This window comes from Psychroserpens sp. Hel_I_66 (genome assembly GCF_000799465.1).
Taxonomy (GTDB): domain Bacteria; phylum Bacteroidota; class Bacteroidia; order Flavobacteriales; family Flavobacteriaceae; genus Psychroserpens.
Genome location: NZ_JUGU01000001.1, coordinates 409,728 through 433,806, shown reverse-complemented (window position 1 = coordinate 433,806; position 24,079 = coordinate 409,728). Strand labels below are relative to the sequence as shown.

Below are 24,079 nucleotides of genomic sequence, written 5' to 3'. Positions count from 1 at the left end.
GATATGAAATATATAAATAAAAAAATTAGCTACACATTGGTTATAATATTCCTATTCGGATTTTTAACTGTGTCATGTGAAGATGATGATTCAATCCCAAGAAGAGGGAAACCAAAATTAAATTTAAATACAAACGCTGTCACAGTTACCGAAGGTGAAGACGCAGTATTCGTGTTGGACGTAGAATATCCTGTTTCAGAAAAAATAGATATTAGAATTGATATTTTAGATGATGAAGGCAATCCAGTTGTGACTGCAAACCCTACAGGTGGTGACGCTACCACTGGTAATGGTTTTTATGACAGAGTAGAATTTGATGATATCGAAGTACCCTACCCAACATGGTTTGAATCAGGTTATTTTCAATATGGTTATCAAGGAGGATCAGGTTATATAGCCTCTTTCCCTCCATTTACTGAAACTATAGAATTGAATATCGAAACATTACAGGATTTTGCGCAAGAAGGTTCAAAAACTATTAATCTTAGACTTTCAGCTACATCATTGATGCAAGCAACAATAGAAGAAGATATTAGCATTACGATTACTGATTTTACAGGATCTGATTTAGTAACCAGATTAAATTGGGCTGGTGATTATTTAGAGAGTGGAGCAGACGCCTGTGATATTGATGCTGGTTTAGACCTCGATTTAGAACTTATTTTTAACGGTGAGTATATTCAAACAAGTTATAATGACTGCCCAGAAGAATTAGTTATATTGGGGTCAGATGCAGATGGAACTTACACTATTGATGCCAGTTTTTGGACTGCCAATGGCAATACATCCTCAGAGAATGCAAATGTTCCTGCTTCAATAGAATTCATGAAAGCAGGTGTATTTGTTGAGTCGGTAGATTTATCGTCACTTTTTCCCCTAAATGATGGTGGACTTAATGATGGCAATGGAGATGCAATTACCTCTTTTACCATAGAGAAAATCGGTAATACCTATACTATCTTGGATAGCAATAATACACAAATCGCACAAGGTAGATTTTTAGATTATCGTCATTCATTAGAGCAAAGAAGAGAATTGAAAAAATAAATAATTTATGCAGACTAAAAAAAAGCCACCTAAATTAGGTGGCTTTTTTAGTTTAGCCCTTTATATATCCTAAATTTTAAACTTGATTTTAGTTAAATTTTATTTCTGAAATGTAAAAATTCATATTTATATAGTAGGTTTGTTATAAATACATCGATTATAGACTATTGAAAAAGATTGAAATGATAAAAAAATTACTCTTCTTATTTACACTATTAACCTTTTGTATTAACCAAGCTCAAAACACAGTTGGAACTATTTCCATAACTGAAGATGCTTATGATGCCTACACTTTAATTAGCGTAAATACAAAAGCATTTTTGATAAATAATTGCGGTCAAGTTATCAATGAATGGAATAGCACCTATCTACCAGGAAATGCAGTTTATCTTCTCCCAAACGGAAACCTATTAAGAGCAGGAAGAGTTGATGATGGTTCCAGTAACATCAACTTTGGTGGTGCAGGTGGTATTGTAGAACTATTTGATTGGGATGGCAATCTCGTTTGGTCATATCTTTATAATAATAATGAGATGAGACAACACCACGATATCTTCCCTATGCCAAACGGAAACGTGTTAATTTTAGCAGCAACATCCATGACCTCTTCAGAAGCAGTAGAAGCTGGTAGAGACCCAAATCTATTAACTCAAAATAGATTATATAATGAACAAATTATTGAAGTAGAGCCCGTTGGCACCAATCAAGTGAACGTAGTCTGGGAGTGGAATGCAAATGATCATCTTATTCAGGATTTTGACAATACTAAATCCAATTTTGGAAACGTATCAATGTCACCTGAAAAATTGGACATCAATTTCCTCAATGGAAACAGCGGTAATGCTAACTGGCTTCATTTCAATTCCATTCAATACAATGAAAATTTAGATCAAATTGTAATCAGCTCTCGTAACTTGAGCGAGATTTATATTATTGACCATTCTACTACAACATTGGAAGCATCTGGTGATATTGGTGGTATCTACGGAAAAGGTGGGGATTTTTTATACCGTTGGGGAAATCCTCAATCTTATAAGCAAGGTACAGAACAAGACCGTAAATTATATGGGCAACATTATCCGCATATTATCGAAAGCGGTTTAGTTGACGAAGGAAAAATCATAATTTTTAATAACGGAAATGGGAGAACACCTCAATTTTCCGAAGTACAAATAATTGATCCTCCAAAAGAGTCTCCTGGATTTTACAGCTATACTACAGATACAGCTTATGGTCCCGAAACTGTTGATTACACGTATTCTGATCAATCTGAAACTCCTGCCCCATTTTTCTCAAACATCGTAAGCAGTGCTCAAAGATTACCAAACGGAAATATTTTAATCTGTGAAGGACAAAATGGAGAAGTTTTTGAAATTGACAGTAATGAAAACATTGTATGGGAATATATAAATCCTGTAAATAATATCAATGGCACAGTTAGCTCTCAAGGAAATCCGCCTCCAACAGTTGGCATTATATTTCGAGCTATTAAATACGCTCAAGATTTTCCTGCTTTTACCGGTAGAGATCTAACACCTGGCAATCCAATTGAGTTAAACGCAGATATTTCCGAATGCGAAAGCCTAAATGTTGATGATTTTGAAATTTCAGCATTTAAGATCTATCCAAACCCAACAAGAGATTTTATCACAATTTCTTCGGAAGCAACAATTGACAAAATTGAACTATATTCCATTTTAGGTGAAAAAGTATATCAATCTGGACAGAACACCGTTGTGGATCTCACATCTTTTAATACAGGAATTTATTTCGCTAAAATTTATTCTGGCGATAGAAGCATCACTAAAAAAATCATTAAAAATTAATTCAAATTCATATTACATAAAACCATTCTAATTTTAGAATGGTTTTTTTATACCTTTAACCCATGGAAAAAGAAACAACTATTTTTGGTATTAGAGCAGTCATTGAAGCCATAAAATCGGGTGAGAATATTGATAAGATTTTTTTGCAAAAAGGGTTACATGGTGAGTTGTTTACAGAGCTAGAGCAGTTGTTAAAAAAAGAACGTCTCAATATCTCTTACGTTCCAGTTGAGAAATTAAACCGTCTTTCAAAGAAAAATCATCAAGGTGTCGTTGCGCAAATAGCTCCAATAACATTCCATGAAATTGAAGAGTTAGTAATGAGTGTCATAGAATCTGGAAAAGTTCCTTTATTTCTTTTACTCGACCAATTAAGTGATGTACGTAATTTTGGAGCCATCGTTCGTACCGCAGAGTGTACGGGAGTTTCTGGGATTATTATTCAGAAAAAAGGTGGTGCTCCAGTAAATGGTGATGCTATCAAAACCAGCGCAGGTGCTATTTTCAAAATTCCCATTTGTAAGGTAGACCATATTAAAGATGCGGTTTTTCATATGCAAGCCAGTGGCATAAAAGTGATTGCAGCTACCGAAAAGACAGACAATACTGTTTACGATATTTCCTTTAAGGAACCTTGCGCTATCATTATGGGATCTGAAGGTAAAGGGATCAATCCTTCTGTAATTAAAGTGTCGGACGAGAGAGCTAAACTACCTCTCTTTGGTGAAATCGAATCATTAAACGTATCTGTAGCTTGTGGTGCATTTTTGTACGAAGCGGTGAGACAAAGACGTTAATCTTTATTTTCTTTAAAAATATAAGTAATATTGGGTTTATTTTCTTCGGAAATTTGCCCATCCTCTACTCCATTTTCTAAAACCTCATCTGGCTCTATATTTTCAATAAAGTTTCCGTTTTCGTCAAAATGCTTTAAAAACGGGTCATCATCTTCATTAAAATCTGGTTCCTGCCAAACGTAACGTTCTGGTTTTGCCACAGATTTTCTAAACACGACTGCAAATAACAATCCAGACAAAAGTCCGCCAAGATGTCCTTCCCATGACATCCCATCTTTTACAGGGAAAGCGTACCAAATCATACTTCCGTAGAGAAAAACCACAATCAATGATAAGGCGACCAGTCTATAATGTTTTGCAAAAATTCCCTTAAAAAATATAAAACTCACCAGCACGTAAACCAAGCCACTTGCGCCAATATGATTAGCTGGCCTGCCAATGACCCAAGTGAACAATCCTGAAAGTAAAATTCCGTAGAACAAAACTTTCCAAGAGATTTTTCGATAGAAATAAAAAAGAGCGACCGAGAGTATAAAAAGTGGAATACTGTTATGGTACAAATGCTCTATATCTGCATGAACAAAAGGACTTGTGACAATGCCTAAAAGACCTTCTAGTTTTTGCGGATAAACACCCAAGCGCTTAATTGACGGAAAAAACCGAACCTGCATCCAGAACACCATCCAAATGGAGAGTACAAAAAACAACGGATACGCTATAACGCCTGTTGAGTATTTAAAATGTTGTTGGTCACTCATATTAAAATCTTATTTAGCAAAATGCTCTCCATTTAACAAAACTATGAAATATTGTCACATCGCTTTTTTGTAATTTTGCATCATGAACGAACCTTTAGCAGAACGATTAAGACCTTTAAAACTTGATGACTACTTGAGCCAGACGCATTTGGTTGGTGAAAATGGTGTTTTAACACAGCAATTGCAACAAGGTGTCATAGCATCCATGATTTTTTGGGGACCACCAGGCACAGGTAAAACAACGCTTGCCAATATTGTTGCCAATGAATCTAAACGTCCTTTTTATACGTTGAGCGCGATAAACAGCGGAGTTAAGGATATTAGAGAAGTGATAGATAAGGCTAAGCAAAGTGGCGGATTATTTACCACCAAGAATCCTATTTTGTTTATTGACGAAATTCACAGATTTAGCAAATCCCAACAAGATTCCCTTTTACAAGCAGTAGAAAAAGGTTGGGTTACTTTAATTGGTGCAACAACAGAGAATCCAAGTTTTGAAGTCATACCTGCACTTCTATCCCGTTGTCAGGTTTATATTTTAAACTCATTTTCTAAAGGTGATTTAGAAAATCTTTTAAAACGTGCTCTTAAAGAGGATCGAGTTTTAAAAGACCGAGATATAATTTTAAAAGAAACCGAAGCTTTAATCAAACTATCTGGTGGTGACGCAAGGAAATTGCTCAATATTTTCGAGCTCTTGGTTACCTCTTTTGATAGTAAAGAAACCATAAAAATCACTAATGACATGGTTTCGCAACGTGTACAGAATAATATCATTAGATATGACAAAACTGGTGAACAGCATTACGATATCGTGTCTGCTTTTATAAAATCTATTCGTGGTAGCGACCCAAATGCTGCTGTTTATTATTTAGCAAGAATGATTGAAGGTGGTGAGGACGTCAAATTTATTGCGAGGCGATTATTGATTCTTGCTAGCGAGGATATTGGTAATGCCAACCCAACTGCTTTAGTTATTGCTAACAATGCATTTCAAGCAGTTTCTGTAATTGGATACCCAGAATCTCGCATCATACTTAGCCAATGCACAACGTATTTGGCAACATCTCCCAAAAGTAACGCAGCGTATGAAGCCATTGGTAAAGCGCAACAATTGGTTAAAGACACTGGCAATCTATCCATCCCATTATCTATAAGAAATGCTCCTACAAAACTTATGAAGGAACTCGGTTATGGCGATAATTACAAATATGCACATAACTTCGAAAACAATTTTGCTGCTCATGAGTTTTTGCCAGAAGAAATAAAAGGCACAAAACTTTACAATCCAGGAAACAATTCTCGAGAACAAGCGCAACGAGAATTTCTCAAAAACCGATGGAAAGAAAAATATGGGTATTAAAATTTAAGGTTAATTTGGGTTAAAGATAAATTGTCATTACTAAACTTTGAGAGAAACCAAAACCCATCTTCCTTATACACAATAGCATTTTCATCTTTAACAAGATAAATATCCTCTTTAGACGTATTTAATAAAAACATAACAACCTTAGGAGTCATATCAACCACTTGGTAACCATTTGGTTTTGGTTGTGCATAAAGGATTTCTGTTTTAGGAGTTGACTTAGGCTCCAGTTCTACAACATCCTCTATTATTTGTTTAGTCACTTTTTTTGGTTTCTTTTCAAGAATTGGCTTTTCAGACTTCTTTTCTTCGGAAATTGTCTCCATTTCTTCTTTCTTAGCTTTTAAAGCCTCCACTTCTTTCTTAAGCTCTTCAATTTCTTCTGCTTCAGAAGTTGTGCTAGACTTTGAAGCAGCAATAACAGCTTCACTAGGTTCATATTTATAATCCAAATGTCTATAGGTTTCAAAAGCTTCTCTTATTGCAGTTTGATAGGCTCTTTCATATTCCTTAATTTTGGTCTCCCCTATTTGGGAACTCATAACCACATTACCATTACAATCAACTAAATCTATTTGAAGTCTGGTAATTAAAAACCCTTTAATTTTTTTTATATCAGAAATTAAAGCCAGACATCTATTCGTACTTAAATCCTTAGGTAAATCTTCATTATCAAAAAAAGCGGTATAACCATATTTATTGAATAAAAACTTAGTTAAGGAACTGGTCTCATACTGGTCCTGTGATTTTAAAAATTCAAATTGCTTTGGTACTATAATATATTTATAATCGTTTATAGAGGCTTGTGCAGTAAGTTGTGTTTGAAAAGCAACAAAAAATAAAAAAACATATAGTAATCTATTCATCTGGATCAAATATTAAATTTATACGGAATTGTAAAGATACATTTTGTGATTTACAAATATTTGGTAAATCCTTCAAATTATTTAAAGATACTTTTTTAATTCAGCCAGATGATGCACTTGTTTAATGTGTGCGTCTGGTTTAATATTATGATAATTAAATAAAATAACATCCATGCCTACATCAATGGCTCCTAAAATATCGGCTTCGTAATTATCTCCAATCATCAAACTTTCTTCGGGTTTAGCTCTTGAGAGACTTAAGGCATGATTAAAGATAATAGGATTTGGTTTTTTTACTCCTGCAGACTCGGAATTTGTTATGGTTTTAAAATATCCGGAAATTTTAGAATTATCCATTTTACGCTGCTGTGCTTCCTCAAAACCATTGGTAATAATATGTAATTGGTATTCTTTTTGTAAATAATCCAGAATCTCAATTGTGTTTTCAAAAAGATGATTGAACGTTGTAAGATATTCAATATAATCTACAGATAATTGATTGATAATGTCATCCTCAACCTCATACTTAACTGCATCAAATGTGTCTTTTAACCGCTTGTAACGCAAATTCGCCTTATCGATTTTTTCTTCTCGATAGAGTTTCCAGTAATTTAAGTTTATGGGTTCGTAAACCGACAAGAACGCAGTTGGGTCCACATTTAAACGATGAAGCTTAAAAATTTTTTCAAACGTTAATGCTGAGTTTTTATCAAAATCCCAAAGTGTATGGTCTAAATCGAAAAAAATATGTTTAATACCTTTAATTTTCATCTACAGATTCTAATACTTGGGTAAATAATTTTCTAAAGCCTTTCCACCGTGGCTCGTTTCCGAAGGAATAATTATGAAAAACCGGAGTAAATGTACCATCTACTTTTTTAACCGATCGTATCAATCGCTCCAATTCCTGCTTTTTATCTAATTGAGATTGATGCTTTAGCAATGCATAATCAATGCAGTGAAATGAATTTATAAGCAATGGCGTTTGCGTCTCATAGTCTAGATCGTAAAACAAAAACGGAGTGCACGTACCTGCCCTAAACCCTGAATAATCGAGGTAACCCATCGTAAAATCATTTCTAATTTCCAGCTCAACCAAATTGCGATATGAAACCGGAATATTGATTTTTGAAAATGAATTACGGGTAGCTTCCAACTCATAGTTTGTGATAAACTCCATTTTTTTTCTCTCTTTTTTTAAAATGGAAATGTTTTCCAAAGAAAAATAAGACGCTTTCAATCCTACCTTGCAATAGTCTGACATGGATTTGATCAACGTGACAAACTTCTTTTTATTGACGTTAATATTTTTATCGTACGTAGAATAATCGCCTATTAAAAAGAAGACAATAAACTTAAACCTGTATTGCTTTTGCTTATTGATAATCCATTTAAAGGTATCGTATGGATCTCTTGCAAATCCAAATAAAACAAGAAAACGCTGGTACAAACGACGCAATCTCAAATTAAACAAATCGCTCATTGCACCACCTAGGGATCGCAATAAACCTTTTTGCCTAAAGTAGTATGCCATTGGCACGTCTATAATTGGCTGGATATTGTAGGTTCTCTTCGGAAATTCAAAATTCTCGAATTTTTGCTCTAAAATATGTTTTAGTCTATAAGCCCAAATATCAATAACCGGTTGCTTTAAAAAGTTTTCCTTAAAAGCCAAACTTTCAGTCGCAGTAAACCGACCATAGGTGTCTTTTACATGCGGGAGATATTCTTCATAACGACTTAACAGGTAAAACGATGCAGCAAAAATATCAAAAGGTAATGCACTTTTTTCACCCGTTGGAAAAAAGCATTTTGTACCGTTCCACTCCTGCACGTTGATATCTAAATCAGATAGGCCTTGTTCAAAAAGCAATTCGTGATTTCTAATAAATATCTCGCCACTTAAAGGTTGCTTTGTGTATGACATTTTTAAACTATCGTGCGCAATAAAATCTTCAATAGTTGTTGTAAATGATACGGGTATCCCAAGAATTCTAGTACAAATATGCTTAAAAGCGTATCTAACTCTGGGCGTGATTTTATGTGTATAAACGAGTAGCAATTTATTTTTTATGTTTAGTGTTGGGTAAAAAGCAATTATGTAAATCTAATTATTCGTTAGTTATTTTTAGAATGTCTAGAAAATTAATTTTCGTCTTCTGTCTACAATACACTTTCGTCTGCAAAACTAAAGTATGCCTTTTCTGTGATTATTAAGTGATCTAAAACCTTAATGTCTAAACTTTGGGCAGCTATTTTTAATTTTTGGGTCAGGTTTTTATCTGCTTCGCTAGGTTTTAGAGTTCCAGACGGATGATTATGAACCAAGATCAAACCCACTGCGCCAACCTCTAAAGCTGTTTTAAGCACCAATCTAATATCTACCAAAGTACCGGTAATACCTCCTTTGCTAAGTTGGTTTTTAGTGATGATCCTATTAGAATTATTGAGATAGAGAATCCAAAATTCTTCATGAGGCAACTCACCTAAAAGGGGTTGCATAATTTCAAATACTGAAGCGCTGGAAGTGATTTTATTTTTTTCAACTGCATCTTCACCTCTACGTCGTCGTCCCAACTCCATAACTGCAGCAATGGAAATAGCTTTTGCCTCTCCAATACCTTTAAATTGCATGAGTTGTTTTAAAGAAAGTTTCCCAAGTTCATTAAGATTATGATCTACACTTGCCAAGATGCGCTTACTTAGTGCTACTGCACTTTCATTTCTGCTACCAGAGCCTAAAATGATGGCTACCAGCTCTGCATCGCTCAAAGTAGATTTACCTTTGTCTCTTAGTTTTTCTCTAGGCTGATCATCTTGTGACCAATTTTTTATCGAAAACGATTCCGATTTTTCTGTCATGTCCTAAAGATATATATTGTAACTTTCTGGTGCAATTATTTGAATGAATAATGAATAATTCACACAAAAAGCAAAACCGAATACTGAATACTGAATACTGAATACTGATAAAAATGAACTATCCGCCAAGACATCATCAGGATAATGAAAGAGCCCATATTATTGAAGTCATAAAGACGTATCCTCTTGCGACGCTCGTTTCCGTAGAAAACAATCTCCCATTGATAACGCATTTACCGTTGGTCTTGGAAGATGAAAAATTGATTGGTCATATTGATATTTACAATCCGCAGGCAAAACTTTTAAAAAACAATAATGATATCACTATTTTATTTTCTGGACCAGAATGTTATATCTCGCCAAGTATTTACAGTACAACGCAATTACCAACTTGGAACTACATTAAAGTGCATCTCAAAGGACGAGTCAAAGCGATAGAGAGTAAAGCTGCCCTAAAACAATCCCTAATTAAGATGACCGAGTTTCTCGAAGCTCCAGACCATAATTACGTTTTAGAACCAGAAAACCCCAGACTGGATAGAAATCTAGATTACATTGAAATGTTTGAGATTGAAATCACATCTTGGGAAGGTAAATTTAAATTATCACAAGACAAAAAACCGACCGATATTGAACGTGCTCGAAAGGAGTTGATTCGTGCCAATCAAGAAAGTATAAAGCAATTTCTAGATACCATATTTTAAAACTAATAAGATTACTCTAATTATAAATGCTATGAAAAATTTAAAAAAAGAAGATATTAGCCAAGAGGTATTTGATCTTTACGATGATTATGCCCACAATAAATTGAACCGCAGGCAATTTGTTGAAAAACTAGGCATTTATGCTGTTGGAGGTATCACTGTAGGGTCACTGCTAAGTTTTATGTCTCCAAATTATCTGGACTCTATGTTAGTAAAACCGAATGATCCAACTTTAGATTCAGATTATATTACATACGAATCTCCCAAAGGAGGAGGTACAATTAAAGGTTTATTGTCTAAACCTAAAGATAACACCGAGAAATTACCTGGAGTTATTGTTGTTCATGAAAACAGAGGTCTAAACCCATATATTGAGGCCGTTGGTCGAAGAACCGCTAAAGAAGGATTTATAAGTTTAGCACCAGATGCCCTTTCTCCACTGGGAGGTTACCCTGGAAATGATGACGATGGTAGAGCATTACAAAAAGAGCGTGACCGAGATGAAATGCTTGAAGATTTTATTGCTGCATATCGCTATTTAAAAAACCACGAGAGCTGTAATGGTCATGTTGGTGTGGTTGGGTTTTGCTTTGGTGGCTGGATTTCTAATATGATGGCTGTTCGTTTACCAGATTTAGGTGCTGCAGTGCCTTACTACGGAAGACAGCCAGAAGCTGAAGATGCTAAAAAAATAAATGCTCCTCTTTTACTTCAATATGGAGAATTAGATACTCGTGTCAACGAAGGATGGCCAGCTTTTGAGGAAGTTTTAAAAGCTAATGACATAGAGTACCAATTTTACATTTATCCAGGAGTCAACCATGGCTTTCACAATAATACCACACCTCGTTATGATAAAGAGGCTGCCAACTTATCTTGGGAACGTACTATTGCCTTTTTTAAAAAGCATTTAGTTTAATAATATTACAACTACCTTTTTACAATTGAAAAGTCTCAATTCCTGGCGAGTTGAGACTTTTCTTATTTTATGTGTTTTAATTTGTTATTGAATAGTGTAGGAATCCAAACGTCTAATAATAACTGGTAAATCGCTGGACACAAATGACGAGGTATCATAAATTAATCCAAAACCATCTGCATAGAAAAATTTGTCCAATCCAGGAGCTTGTTCCCCATCTGGTAAAATCACATAACGTTCAGAATTAATACAATCAAAGTTTCCTGCTTCCACATTTATTATGGCTGTATCCTCGGTTAGCTCCTCTACGATGTTACCCCAATCATTTTCGCTAAGCGTTCTTATTGAGTAATCACTGTTCGTGAACTTTACATTACCATCACTACGTATAAGATCACCTTCAAATTCACGCAAATATTCAAAATGTTCTCCGTTGGGATTACATAAACTAATGCCATCTTCATTTCCTGTGGTTAATCTTCTAAACTTGAAATAGGTATTTCCGTCAATAAATTCAGTTCCTAAAATACTAACAGCATCCACTACTCCTGTATCTTCATAAATTTCTGTGTCAATATCATATCTGTAATTTTTATACACCCAAGAATTACCAACGGTTAAGGCATAAAAATTGGAGTTTTGAGTTTCTGCTGAAACAGCATCATCATTTGAACAGGAATATAAAAAGGTAAAAAAGCAAACTGTGATAAGAATACGTCTCATAATAATTAATTGATTTAAAATTGATTAATAAACGTAATTGTGTAGAATACTATGTGTTGGTTTGGTTGATTGAAGGAATAACGCACCAAAAATAGTTTTATTGCCAAGAGATTTAAATACTTGAGATGATTTAACGAAACTTGACTTTCTCAAAAAAATAGTCGAAATTCGTTTATATCATTTGATCTAATTTCAGTATAAATTAATAAAACAATTGGTAAACATTTTTAATACTTAAAACCCCTGAACACCTAATTATGAAAAAACTACTATTACTTTTAGTCTTATGCTCATTTCAAACTTACGCACAGTATTTTGAAGCTAAAATTTTGATGAACGATGGTCAAATAAAAGAAAGTATTGCAAAATTACCCTCTAACAAATTGTTGGATGGAAATATTGAATTTAAATCGAATAGCAAAGGTGAAATACAGAAATTGAGCCACGACGATGTGTCTCAAATATTGTATACTTCAAAAACCGGATCTCAATTTTTATTCGAAAACAACTATGCAGTCCATTTATATAAATCTTTTGGAAAAGAATACAAAACAACCAAAAAGAACAAACACTGGATGCTTCTTATTCATGCCAATCCCTCATTAAAGGAATATTCTCTTGCTCAAAGATATAAGCTAAACAAAAAAGGAGTAATGACATCCATAACAGATGGAAACTCGTTTTGGTCTACTATTTATTTTCTTTTAAAAAGACCCAATGAGGATGATGCATCTATTGTTAGCGGGAAAGGGTTTACAAATGGCATGGTGAGAAAGGCAATGGCAATCTATTTTGATGATAACCCTGAATTTGTAAAAAGAATAGAAGATAAAGAGTTTAAAAAGTCTAACGTAAAAGATGTAGCTGATGCATATGCAAAATATTATGAATAGCTGAAATTTAAAATACCATAATTCCCACTATTCATCAACAATAAAGTTTTATGAGCACTTGATTTTTTCCGTAGATAAAAAAAATTAGTGGCTTCATGAAAAATGCACATTACATTTTATTACTCACATATTAAATAGATTAACATTCTCCTCTACATTTAAAACCAAAGGTTTCAATTTTGTTCCCACTAATACCTAAAAAGGCTCTAAAGTAATTTCTTTTATTGAAAAAGGTATACGTTAAGGCGACGTTAAACTTCAAAAAGAAATTTGATGTGTCTTTATTAAACTGTAACTTTAGTTTAAAACAAACATATTATGACTTATAAAGAAAAAGCAAAAGATATTTACGACCAATTAGGACAAGGAAAACTATTAGATGCGTTCGATCAGTATTACGCCGAAAATGTTGTTATGACAGAACCAACTGGGACTAGAAAAGGTAAAGCCGATTGTAGAAAATATGAAGAAAAATTTTTAGAACATGTTAAAGAATTTCATGGATTGGAAGTACATCATATTGGAGCAAACGAAAATGATTCGACCTCATTTGTAGAGAGCACCATGGATGTTACCTTTAATGCTGGCAATAGAGAAAAATTACGTCAAGTTGCTGTTCAACAATGGAGTGGTGATCAAATCACACATGAACGGTTCTATTACGATAATGAAAATCTTAATAAACCAAAGATTGAGATTTAATCTTTAAAAAAACCGATTTTACAGGCTGATTACTGACTTCTAGTTTCAAAATTATCTTTATACATTTTGTGTAATTATTCTCGTTTCAAGCTTAAGGTTAAACATCTTAACGTTATGTAATAGATTTAAATAATTTAAATTGGAGTTAATCAGATATGTATTGGTTCCTAAATGACCTTATAAAAGGTCATTTTTTTGTCTAGCTTCTCAATGTTAAATTTTCATAGCGTTTGAAAGAAATCTTTAAAGAACTAGTTGAACTTTGTAAATCCAAATGTATATAGATTTTTATTTGAATGGATAACGAGGGAATATTAGAGTTAATATATAACCAAATAAAATTATCACTTATTATAACTTTCAATAGTCCTTATTGGATATTTATCTCTTAATTTTTTTTGTTCATCATAATATGCTTTACTACTCCTATACTCATCAAAAACTGTTTGTTCTTTTTCACGTAGCTCATGAATTGCTTTGAAATAAGCAGATAAAGTTATTATATAATCCTGATAACTTGTTTCATTAGAAATGATAAAATTCACAGCTCTATCTTGACCAAATTGGTTTTTAAATTTTTTAATTAAGAACTCTTTAGGTACAATCATATCATCAATCATTATTACCTTTTCTACATATACATTTAAGGTATCTTTAAATGATGCGTAATATTGTATCGCTGGAACTAATGGTGGATCAAAGGATTTATCTTTAGGTCTAAATTGAATAACATCAGGAGTTATTTTTTTACTAAAACCATTTAGTTTAAAATTTCGGGTCGAATCATCTTCATTATAGACATTATAAGTTATACTATATTGACCGCTTGTATAAAATTGTGCTTCAATTTGTTTAATATAATAAAGCTCTATATTCTTATCAACTGAAACTTTAACTTCTAGAAAATCTATTAATTCCTCTCTGTAAAAAGAATTACGAACTCTATTAATCTCTGAATGAATATTATTAATTTGAATCTCCTCATTCAATTCATTTCTTATAATTATTTTGTTTTGATCATTTTGAAGTACTTTAAATGTCACGGTTGGATAATATCTTTCATGCCTTTCTTGATAAAAGAAAGAATTAGGTAAATCAACAATTGGATTTGCCTCTAAAGCGATTTCATCAATTGCTTTATAGGTTATAACATCAATTTTACTTATACCAAACGAAAGTAAAAAAAGCAGTAAAGTGTGGATTAAAATAAACTTCCATTTTTTCTTTTTTAAGACTCGACCTAAGGTTTTAAATGATTCAAGATATAATACAATAACTAGGAGAAGAGCGACGTATTTTGGAATTGATGAAAAAGGAAAACTCATACAACACATAGAGAAAGCTCCAAATAACAATCCCAATTTACCAAACCAATAAGCAAAATTAAAATTAAGAAAGATTTGTTCATTGAGAATTCGTTTTCGCTTTGGACTTCTGCTAGACATCAAATCTTGAGGTTGGCTAAACAAAAAACTGACAGCAATTGAATTACCGAGGATAATTGATAATCCAGCAAAAAAAAGATTATAAAACCCTCTATCAGCTTCATTAATGATATTTGGATATAAAGCTAACTCAAACGACATCACTCTCATCGTTTCTCTTAAGACATAAGAAAAACTATAAATAACTAAAGCAGATAATAGACCGATGAAAATAGAAAGTATTACTTTTTTCTTAGATAAGTTTCTAAGACTTAAGTGGTCATCATAAAATAATCGATTGAATTTCATTAAAGATTGCTTGTGATAATAAGTATATGTAACTAAGTAAATGTTACAATAACACTCAAATTTACCATTATTTGAGTTTTCCACTAACAATACATAAAAACCAAGTGACTATACTTAAATTATAGTCTTTTAAAAACCTAAGATTCCTGCTTCCGCAGGAAGTCAGTCACCTCATCAAAATCCAAACCACCATAATTACCGCTACTCATCAATAACAAAGCTTTATTCTCAAAATCTTGAGAAAATAAAAAGGATCTAAAATCCTCAGGATTGGTGTAAATTATCAAATCATCACGCTCAAAGGCATTAGCAATTTGGTCGTGCGTGACCTCTTCCAGTTTTTTGATCTCTACTGCGTGAGGCGAATAAAAAACAACTGCCACATCTGCTGCATCCAAAGCACCTTTATATTCTTTCAAAAATTCCGCATTTAAACTACTGTAAGTATGTAATTCCAAACACGCAACCAAAGTTCTATTCTCGTACTGTTCTTTTACTGCTTTTGTAGTGGCTTCAACCTTACTTGGTGAATGTGCAAAATCTTTATAGGCCACACTTTTTTTGGTTTCCGCGATTTTCTCCAAACGTTTGCTGGCACCTTTAAATGTTGAGATTGCTTCGTAAAAATCATCTTCGTCAATTCCCATATGCTGACAAATCCATTTGGCGCCAGCTAGATTATTGAGGTTATGTTTTCCGAAGATTTCAATAGGTAAATCACCTTCTGGTGTTGCGAGTAAAGTTTGTCCGTTTTCAACTCGATATTCCGGAGTTTGATACGCAATTTTTCTTATCGCATTAGCACTAGCTTCCACAACGCGCATGACTTCAGCATCTTCTTCATTGTAATTTATACTACCGCCAACCACGATACTATCGACAAAAATCGAAAATTGCTGCACGTAATTCTCATACGTCGGGAATACATTAATATGGTCCCAAGCAATCCCACTCAAAAGTGCGATATTAGGTTTGTACAAATGGAATTTTGGTCGTCTATCAATGGGAGAACTCAAATATTCATCACCTTCCAGCACTATAAAATCATTTTCTTCGGAAAGTTTAACCATCACATCAAAGCCTTCCAATTGGGCTCCAACCATATAATCTACATCACGATCATGATAATGCATCACGTGCAAAATCATAGAGGTGATTGTCGTTTTACCATGACTTCCGCCAATGACTACACGTGTTTTATGTTTGGATTGTTCATAAAGAAATTCTGGATAGCTATAGATTTTAAGATTGAGTTCTTGTGCCTTTAGTAGCTCAGGATTATCAGCTTTGGCATGCATTCCCAAAACAATGGCATCTAAATTTGATGTAATTTTTTCTGGAAACCAACCAAATGCTTCTGGCAATAAACCTTTGGCATCCAATCTCGATTTTGACGGTTCAAAAATAGTGTCGTCACTTCCAGTGACGTGAGATCCTTTATTGTGAAGTGCCAAAGCGAGGTTGTGCATAGCGCTTCCGCCAATAGCTATAAAATGTACGTTCATAAAACAAATATCTTGTTAGAAAACCCAAAATCCAAATCTGTAGAGAAAGATTTTCTGCTAATTTAAAATTTCCGAAGAAAAAATAAGACAAAAGAATAAAACTATAAGCTCTGTATAGCGGACTTCTCTTCTTTAAAAACCTCAATTTTTGGCAAATCTGCAATCGCTTTATTGATCCATTTTAGAGCGTCTTCTTTTTCTTTTTTAAATTTATAAATTTGAGCCAACCTATAATATGCCCAAGCTTTTGGGACACCATCTTTTGCTGTATAATTTTCGATATAGATGAGCAAGCACTTTTCGCCTTTTTCAAGCTCGATATTATACTCTGCACAAACCTTGCCTATTTGATAATGCATAGCATTACGCTCATGCTTTTCGGCAGATGCCTCCAAATTACCAATGGCTTTAGCTGGTTGTTTTTCCTTTTCATATAAATCGGTAAGTTTATCGTAGCAATTTAAAGAGCCACCAACTTCAATCGCGAGTTTGTAAAATTTCTCGGCTAACTCTGGTTCGTCATCATACTCGTAAATATAACCTTTAGCGAGATAGCCATCTACTTTAGAAAGGGCTTCCAACTCATTCGCATATTTAAAAGATTTACTCTTACTACCTCCAACAATACCAGGTAATTGCATATACAATTCTACCAAAGCCCAACGTGCATCGATGTGTTTTGGGTCTAATTCGGCAGCTTTTAAAAAGGCATCCTTGACATCTCCAATAATACCAAGAGCCTTTAATTTATTGATGCTCAATGCTTTCATACCAAGAGCTCCACCATACTTATAATGAAAATTGGCATTTCTTGGTTTGGCTTCTACCAATTTTTTATATTGAACAATAGCCTCATCCCATTTTTTTTGATGACCATAAGCGTCGCCAAAAAGTTCAATGGCCTCAATGTCGTCTTGATTGGTTTTAACGTATTCTGAAAGTAATAATTCTGCCTTTTTAAACTCTTTTTTATCAATATGCTTTTTGGCATCATTTAAAGATGCTTGGCTAAAAGCCAAAAAGGGAACTAAAAGAAAAAATATAAAATGCTTCATATAACTACTTACGCAAAAAGGATACCAAAAGAGGTTACGCATTAAAATTGGTATTATTTTTGATTTCAATACGCAAAGATAAAGACTTTACTCCTAAAATTATTAACTTCACTCAACCAAACGAAACGATTACTCATTTGTTGTTTTCTTCGGAAGGATAAAGGATTAATTTTCCTAAAAATATGAATTTATGAAACCATTTATAACGCTACTCATGCTTATTTTCTTTGCTAATTTCTCAAATGCCCAAACGCCTAATTTCGATGCACTTTGGGAAAAAGTTGAAAACCAAGAAAGTGACGGATTGCCAAAATCTGCTCTTGAGGTGGTTGAGCAAATTTCAGTAAAAGCAAAAAAAGAAGCCAATGCACCACAGCAAATAAAGGCGTTGATCTACAAAAGCAAGTATGCCTTAACACTGGAGGAAGATGCGCAGCTAAGCATCATCAATAATTTTAAAACTGAAATTTCCAATGCTCAAACTCCAGTAAAAAATGTATTAGAGAATATGCTCGCTACCTTGTATTGGCAGTATTTTCAGCAGCATCGTTATCAGTTTTACAATCGCACCAATACATCACAAAAAGTAGATACCGAGGATTTTAGAACATGGGATCTACAAACGCTTTTTGATGAAATTCACTTACATTATCAAAATTCCTTAAAAAACGGACTCTTACTCCAACAAACCTCTATTGAAGATTATAATGCAATTATAACCGAACAAAAGGGATCTCAAACGTTTAGACCAACTCTTTTTGATTTGTTGAGCCATAATGCACTTTCGTTTTACACCACTCAAGAAAGTAGCATCACAAAACCAGCTTATAAATTTGAAATTGATGATTCGCAATTAATTTCACCAGCAAAAGAGTTTGCTTCGTTGACATTAACCTCTAAAGATTCCACATCTTTAGATTTAAACGCGTTGAAAATTTATCAGGATTTGATAAAATTCCACTTAAAGGACAACACACCATTTGCGTTGGTAGATGTTGATATTGCAAGATTAAAATTAGTGTCACAATATGCCATTTTTGATCATAAGGAAAACTTACTTTTAGAAACATTAAAGGCTTCAAGTGAAAAATGGAAATCCCACGAAGTATCTGCATTATATGATTTTGAAATTGCCAGTATCTACAATCAGCAAGGGAATAAATATGATACTAAATCCAACCCAGACGTACGTTGGAAAATAAAGGAGGCATTAGAACTCTGTAATGCTGTTATACAAAAATACCCAAATAGCGTTGGTGCTCAAAAATGTAAAAGTCTAAAAAGTAAGATTCTCGATGATGCTATAAATTTAACTTCGGAAACCATCATACCCAATAACCAGTTTTCTAAATTTTTAGTCAGTTATAAAAACCTTACAGAATTAGATTTCAGCATCTATAATGTTGGAATAACCGATATCAATAACTTCGAAAACATCTACAGAGAAGAAGAAAAACTAAATTTTATAAACAAGCGTGACGTTACCACTCAATGGACTGCAACGCTAAAAGATGAAAAGGATTACCAAACACATTCTACAGAAATTGTTGTACCAAAACTAGAAAACGGTCATTATATTATTCTTGCAAAAACCAAGAATGATAGCAAGACATTTGCTGTTCAAACGCTTCAGGTGACCGACTTTGCTGTAGTTGACAAATCTGTAAACACTCAAATTATTTATCAAATTATTGATAGAACTAACGGATCTCCACAGTCTAATGTTTCCGTAGAAATGAGATATAAAACCGATTATAACAGTGGTTCAAAACTAAAAAAAGTCATGACAGACTCTCAAGGTTTTATCATTCTAGACAAAAATAATCAACGCTATATGGATCTTAGTCTTGCCTTGAGTAAGGATAACAAAACTGGTTATTTTAATGGTTATTATGCCTATAATTATGGTAGAAATAATGACAATAAAACCAATTTTAAGCCATTTCTATTCACAGATAGAAGTATTTATAGACCAGGACAAACGTTATTTTTCAAAGGTATTGCTACAACAACAACCGATAACAAAACTGAATTGTACACCAATCAAGCAGCAAAAGTCACTCTAAAAAATGTTAATGGCGAAGTCGTAAAAGAACTTAATTTAAAAACCAACGATTACGGTTCTGTTCATGGAGAATTTATCATTCCAAACTCAGGCTTGACCGGTAATTTCACTATTGAAATGTTCTGCGGAACTTACGGTTATGCTAACATGTCTGTTGAGGAATATAAGCGTCCAAAATTTGAAACTACATTTCAACCTGTAACCAAAACGTTTAAGGTCAACGATTCGGTTACAGTAAAGGGTAATGCATTAGCTTTTGCAGGTAGTAATATTACCGATGCAAAAGTGGTGTATCGCGTAACCAGGAAAGTACAATATCCACGTTGGTACTATTGGTACAGACCTTATTTCAATAGCGAACCACAAGAAATTACCAATGGCGAAACGACCACAAATGATAAAGGGGAATTTGAAATCAGTTTTATTGCACAACCCGATGAAAGTGTTGATAAAAGTACACTGCCTATTTTTCAATATGAAATTACCGCAGATGTAACAGATGTAAATGGAGAAACACGAAGTGAAACTACTATCGTCAACGTAGGTTACCATGTACTATTGGCTACAATCATGGTTAGCGATCAATTGGACAAAACAAGTAAAGACCATAAAATTACAATTGACACCAAAAATCTAAACGGAGAATTTATTGCTGCGGAAGGTTCCCTAAAAATCTACAAGCTCAAAGCGCCAAATCGTGTGTTACGTTCAAGACCTTGGCAAGCGCCAGATTATCAACTGATTTCTCAAGAAGAATTTATTGAGAAATTCCCACATGAAGCTTACAAGGATGAAGCCAATCCTGCAAATTGGGATAAAGGCGAACTGGTTTTTGAAACAACTTTTGATACCGGAACTTCAAAAGAAATTGCGCTCAATACCATTAAAAAATGGGAATCTGGACAATATAGTATTGAACTGGAAAGCAAAGATCGCTTTGGGCAACTTGTAAAAGCAGAAGCAAGAACAACGCTATTTAGCGAAGATGATTCCAAAATTACAGATAATGAATTGTTTAGCATCACTACTAACAAAACCACATATAAAGCTGGAGAAAATGTACAGGTTACTATTGCTTCCGCAGCAAAAAATGTAACTGCAACCATTAGCGTTGAGAAAGACTATAAAATTATCAAGACGTTTATTGTGCCCTTAAATGATAAAAAGCAAACACTTGCCATTCCCGTAAATGAAGAAGATCTTGGTGGTTTTTCCATACAATATAGTTTCGCAGCATTTAATAGTTTTAGAGGTGGGAATTTGATCATTTCTGTGCCATATCCTAAAACAAATTTAGAGATTGAGACCGTAACATTTAGAGATAAATTACAACCAGGAACCGATGAAACTTGGAGTTTTAAAATCAAAGGACCAAAAGGTGAAAAGGTTTCTGCGGAAATTTTAACAAGCATGTACGATGCGTCTTTAGACCAATTTAAATCGCATAGCTGGGATTTTAATCCTATCGATCTTCCAACCTATCGTTCTTTTGATGGTGTTTCAGCTAATCAATGTTTTGGCACAAATGCGTTTAGGGTTTATAATGAAAGTAGCAGTTCGAATTACAATCCGCAATATTATGATCAACTGAATTGGTTTGGATTTTATTTTGGAAGTCGTTATGAAAATAAACTTTATCGCTCTAGTTCTGTCATGTCTGTGGAATCAGATTCTATGGTTGTGATGGAAGAAACGGAAGTAAATGAAGCTCCGGTTGCTGGTTATGGAAAGATAAGTAATTCTGTTGATGACTTATTAAAGGGTCAAGCTGCAGGTTTAAATGTTTCAACAGGAAGTGGACAACCAGGTGGTAATTCCGAAATAGTAAAGAGAGAAGAAAAACAAAACTTCGATAATATTAAAATCCGTAAGAATTTAAATGAGACTGCTTTCTTTTTTCCGCAGTTACAAACCGATGCAGAAGGCAATGTGAGTTTCAGTTTTACAACGCCTGAGGCATTGACCAAATGGAAATTACAACTGCTGGCTCACACAAAAACCTTAGAAAGTGCAATCCATACTCTAGAAACCGTAACCCAAAAAGAATTGATGGTCATCCCAAATGCGCCACGTTTTTTAAGAGAAGGTGATCGCATTAATATAAGTGCAAAAATTTCTAATTTAACCGATAAAAAATTGTTTGGTAGTGCAAAAATCATTTTAACAGATGCAGTTTCAGGAGAAGATATTTCCGAAGCATTAATTATGGAGCCCAAGTCCTACCAAACGATGAGCCAGAAATATAATCCAGAACCTCAATTTTCGGTAGACGCAAAAGGGAATACACAAGTTAACTGGACCTTAAATATTCCTTATAATGTAGATGCTGTACAATATAAAATCCTCGCAAAAGCTGGCGATTTTAGTGATGGTGAGCAAAATGCGTTACCTGTTTTAAGCAATCGCACGTTAGTGACCGAGACGTTGCCAATGTGGATTAAAAGTAACGAGACAAAAACGTTTACATTAGATAAGTTGGCAACAACAAAGTCTACCACTTTAAAACACCACAAACTTACTTTAGAAATGACCTCAAATCCTGCATGGTATGCTGTGCAAGCTTTGCCTTATTTGATGGAATATCCTTATGATTGCAACGAGCAAACCTTTAGTCGCTATTACGCAAATGCGTTGGCGAGTCATATTGCGAATAGCAACCCGAGAATTCAGGAAGTGTTTAATCAATGGAGAAATACAGATGCGTTGTTATCTAATTTAGAGAAGAACCAAGAATTGAAATCTATTCTAATTCAAGAAACACCATGGTTGCGAGATGCGCAAAGCGAAACCGAACAGAAAAAACGCATCGCCCTACTCTTCGATCTGAATAAAATGAACAATGAATTATCATCTGCGTTGGGCAAACTCAAAAATAACCAAATGAGCAATGGTGCTTGGCCTTGGTTTAAGGGTGGACGACCAAACCGTTTTATCACACAACATATTATTACTGGTTTTGGACATTTAGATAAACTTAATGTTGTTAAAAACGATGGCGAAGCAGCAATGATTGAAAAAGCAATTGCTTATTTGGATGCTGAATTTGTTCAAGAGTACAAAGACATTCGAAAATATGATAAAGATGTCGATTTAAGTAGGGATCATCTTAGCTACACGCAACTGCACTATTTGTATATGCGCAGCTTTTTCCCTGAAATGAAGAAATCTAAAGAAGTACAAGAGATTACCGATTATTACCAGACACAAATTCAAAAATACTGGTTGAGCAGATCACTTTACGCCAAAGGGTTAATGGCATTGGTTGTAGATAGAATGAACGATAAAACCATGTCTGCTAAGATTTTAAAATCGTTGCGTGAAACAAGTATTACTTCGGAAGAATTAGGCATGTATTGGAAATCAAACACCAGTTCATGGCACTGGTACCAAGCTCCAATTGAAACACATGCGTTGATGATTGAAGCTTTTGCTGAAATTGAAAATGATACAGCAACAATAGATAATTTGAAAATTTGGTTACTCAAAAACAAACAAACCAATAAATGGTCTACCACAAAAGCCACTACCGAAGCTGTGTACGCACTTTTATTACAAGGCAGCGATTGGTTAAGTGTTACCGAAATGGTAGATGTCGTTCTAGGCGGTCAACAAATAGAACCTTCAAAATTAGAAGATGTTAAGGTTGAAGCAGGAACGGGTTACTATAAAACAAGTTGGAGTACTTCGGAAATTAAACCAGAGATGGCAACCGTTAAACTCACAAAAAAAGGTGATGGCATTGCTTGGGGAGCATTATACTGGCAATATTTTGAGGATCTGGATAAAATAACTTCCGCAGAGACACCTTTAAAACTTAGTAAAAAGCTCTTTAAAAAGACCAATACAGAGACTGGAGAACAAATCACAGAGATTACAAACAATCCCGTTACCAATATGAGTAATTTAAAAGTTGGCGATTTAGTTCGTGTTCGTATTGAATTAAGATGTGATCGTGATATGGAATTCATTCATATGAAAGATATGCTAGCTGCAGGACTGGAGCCTATAAATGTACTATCGCAATACAAATATCAAGATGGCTTGGGTTATTATGAAAGCACAAAAGATGCCTCAACTAACTTCTTTTTTGATTTTTTACCAAAAGGTGTTTACGTTTTTGAATATGATTTAAGAATTAATAATGCTGGAGATATGAGCAATGGGATTACGACCATTCAAAGTATGTATGCACCAGAGTTTAGTAGTCATAGTGAAGGTGTTAAGATCTCAGTAAACAAGTAACTAAAATAGAATTTTA

At 33.9% G+C, this 24,079-nt stretch carries 18 protein-coding genes; 9 read left to right on the top strand and 9 right to left on the bottom strand.

What is annotated here, in order from left to right:
* The first annotated feature begins 3 nt into the window (after positions 1-3).
* The 3 genes from GQ40_RS02030 (at position 4) to rlmB (ending at position 3,670) form a co-directional block, all read left to right on the top strand.
* Positions 4-1,047 carry a hypothetical protein gene (locus GQ40_RS02030; protein ID WP_047545289.1) on the top strand — a complete coding sequence of 348 codons (1,044 nt, stop codon included), beginning with the start codon at positions 4-6 and terminating at the stop codon, positions 1,045-1,047.
* 182 nt (positions 1,048-1,229) lie between these two features.
* Entirely contained in the window at positions 1,230-2,873 is a 1,644-nt protein-coding gene (locus GQ40_RS02025; protein WP_047551284.1) for an aryl-sulfate sulfotransferase, read from the top strand.
* 62 nt (positions 2,874-2,935) lie between these two features.
* Entirely contained in the window at positions 2,936-3,670 is a 735-nt protein-coding gene (gene rlmB / locus GQ40_RS02020) for a 23S rRNA (guanosine(2251)-2'-O)-methyltransferase RlmB (protein WP_047545287.1), read from the top strand.
* Here rlmB and GQ40_RS02015 read toward each other — a convergent pair.
* Complete coding sequence (locus GQ40_RS02015; protein ID WP_047545286.1) at positions 3,667-4,428, bottom strand: rhomboid family intramembrane serine protease; 762 nt, start codon at positions 4,426-4,428, stop codon at positions 3,667-3,669. The two genes, rlmB and GQ40_RS02015, sit on opposite strands and share 4 nt — an antisense overlap.
* Before the next feature lie 82 nt (positions 4,429-4,510).
* Between GQ40_RS02015 and GQ40_RS02010 the strand changes: the two genes are divergently transcribed.
* Entirely contained in the window at positions 4,511-5,791 is a 1,281-nt protein-coding gene (locus tag GQ40_RS02010) for a replication-associated recombination protein A (RefSeq protein WP_047545284.1), read from the top strand.
* Here GQ40_RS02010 and GQ40_RS02005 read toward each other — a convergent pair.
* The 4 genes from GQ40_RS02005 to radC form a co-directional block, all read right to left on the bottom strand.
* A complete protein-coding gene (locus tag GQ40_RS02005) occupies positions 5,788-6,660 on the bottom strand; it encodes a hypothetical protein (RefSeq protein ID WP_047545282.1) in 873 nt (290 codons plus the stop codon). The genes GQ40_RS02010 and GQ40_RS02005 overlap by 4 nt on opposite strands.
* Before the next feature lie 81 nt (positions 6,661-6,741).
* Positions 6,742-7,431 carry a YjjG family noncanonical pyrimidine nucleotidase gene (locus GQ40_RS02000; protein ID WP_047545281.1) on the bottom strand — a complete coding sequence of 230 codons (690 nt, stop codon included), beginning with the start codon at positions 7,429-7,431 and terminating at the stop codon, positions 6,742-6,744.
* On the bottom strand, positions 7,421-8,587 hold the full coding sequence (locus GQ40_RS01995; RefSeq protein ID WP_231565532.1) for a polysaccharide deacetylase family protein: 1,167 nt from the start codon (positions 8,585-8,587) through the stop codon (positions 7,421-7,423). The genes GQ40_RS02000 and GQ40_RS01995 overlap by 11 nt, the downstream gene beginning before the upstream one ends.
* 236 nt (positions 8,588-8,823) lie before the next feature.
* Positions 8,824-9,522 (bottom strand): RadC family protein, encoded by a 699-nt coding sequence (gene radC, locus GQ40_RS01990; protein ID WP_047545279.1) that lies wholly within the window; start codon positions 9,520-9,522, stop codon positions 8,824-8,826.
* A gap of 113 nt (positions 9,523-9,635) precedes the next feature.
* On the opposite strand from radC, the gene GQ40_RS01985 reads away from it, so the two are divergent.
* Together GQ40_RS01985 and GQ40_RS01980 are read left to right on the top strand one after the other, a co-directional pair.
* Positions 9,636-10,226, top strand: coding sequence for an FMN-binding negative transcriptional regulator (locus tag GQ40_RS01985; RefSeq protein WP_047545278.1), 591 nt, complete (start codon positions 9,636-9,638; stop codon positions 10,224-10,226).
* Between the two features lie 31 nt (positions 10,227-10,257).
* The gene (locus GQ40_RS01980; RefSeq protein WP_047545276.1) at positions 10,258-11,145 is read left to right on the top strand and encodes a dienelactone hydrolase family protein; all 888 of its coding nucleotides are present in this window, start codon (positions 10,258-10,260) and stop codon (positions 11,143-11,145) included.
* 84 nt (positions 11,146-11,229) lie between these two features.
* Here the strand turns inward: GQ40_RS01980 and GQ40_RS01975 are convergent, their stop codons facing one another.
* Positions 11,230-11,868, bottom strand: coding sequence for a hypothetical protein (locus tag GQ40_RS01975; RefSeq protein ID WP_047545274.1), 639 nt, complete (start codon positions 11,866-11,868; stop codon positions 11,230-11,232).
* Positions 11,869-12,125: 257 nt separating this feature from the next.
* On the opposite strand from GQ40_RS01975, the gene GQ40_RS01970 reads away from it, so the two are divergent.
* Both GQ40_RS01970 and GQ40_RS01965 read left to right on the top strand, forming a co-directional pair.
* Positions 12,126-12,761 carry a hypothetical protein gene (locus tag GQ40_RS01970; protein WP_047545272.1) on the top strand — a complete coding sequence of 212 codons (636 nt, stop codon included), beginning with the start codon at positions 12,126-12,128 and terminating at the stop codon, positions 12,759-12,761.
* Positions 12,762-13,079: 318 nt separating this feature from the next.
* Positions 13,080-13,463: a nuclear transport factor 2 family protein gene (locus tag GQ40_RS01965; protein WP_052184112.1), complete on the top strand. Its 384-nt coding sequence runs from the start codon at positions 13,080-13,082 to the stop codon at positions 13,461-13,463.
* A 344-nt stretch (positions 13,464-13,807) separates the two neighbouring features.
* Here GQ40_RS01965 and GQ40_RS01960 read toward each other — a convergent pair whose 3' ends face one another.
* The 3 genes from GQ40_RS01960 to GQ40_RS01950 form a co-directional block, all read right to left on the bottom strand.
* On the bottom strand, positions 13,808-15,196 hold the full coding sequence (locus GQ40_RS01960) for a hypothetical protein (protein ID WP_156115500.1): 1,389 nt from the start codon (positions 15,194-15,196) through the stop codon (positions 13,808-13,810).
* A 137-nt stretch (positions 15,197-15,333) separates the two neighbouring features.
* Entirely contained in the window at positions 15,334-16,701 is a 1,368-nt protein-coding gene (locus GQ40_RS01955; RefSeq protein ID WP_047545268.1) for a UDP-N-acetylmuramate--L-alanine ligase, read from the bottom strand.
* Positions 16,702-16,802: 101 nt separating this feature from the next.
* Complete coding sequence (locus GQ40_RS01950; RefSeq protein ID WP_047545266.1) at positions 16,803-17,756, bottom strand: tetratricopeptide repeat protein; 954 nt, start codon at positions 17,754-17,756, stop codon at positions 16,803-16,805.
* Positions 17,757-17,946: 190 nt separating this feature from the next.
* Between GQ40_RS01950 and GQ40_RS01945 the strand changes: the two genes are divergently transcribed.
* Positions 17,947-24,063, top strand: coding sequence for an alpha-2-macroglobulin family protein (locus GQ40_RS01945; protein WP_047545263.1), 6,117 nt, complete (start codon positions 17,947-17,949; stop codon positions 24,061-24,063).
* Positions 24,064-24,079 lie beyond the last annotated feature (16 nt).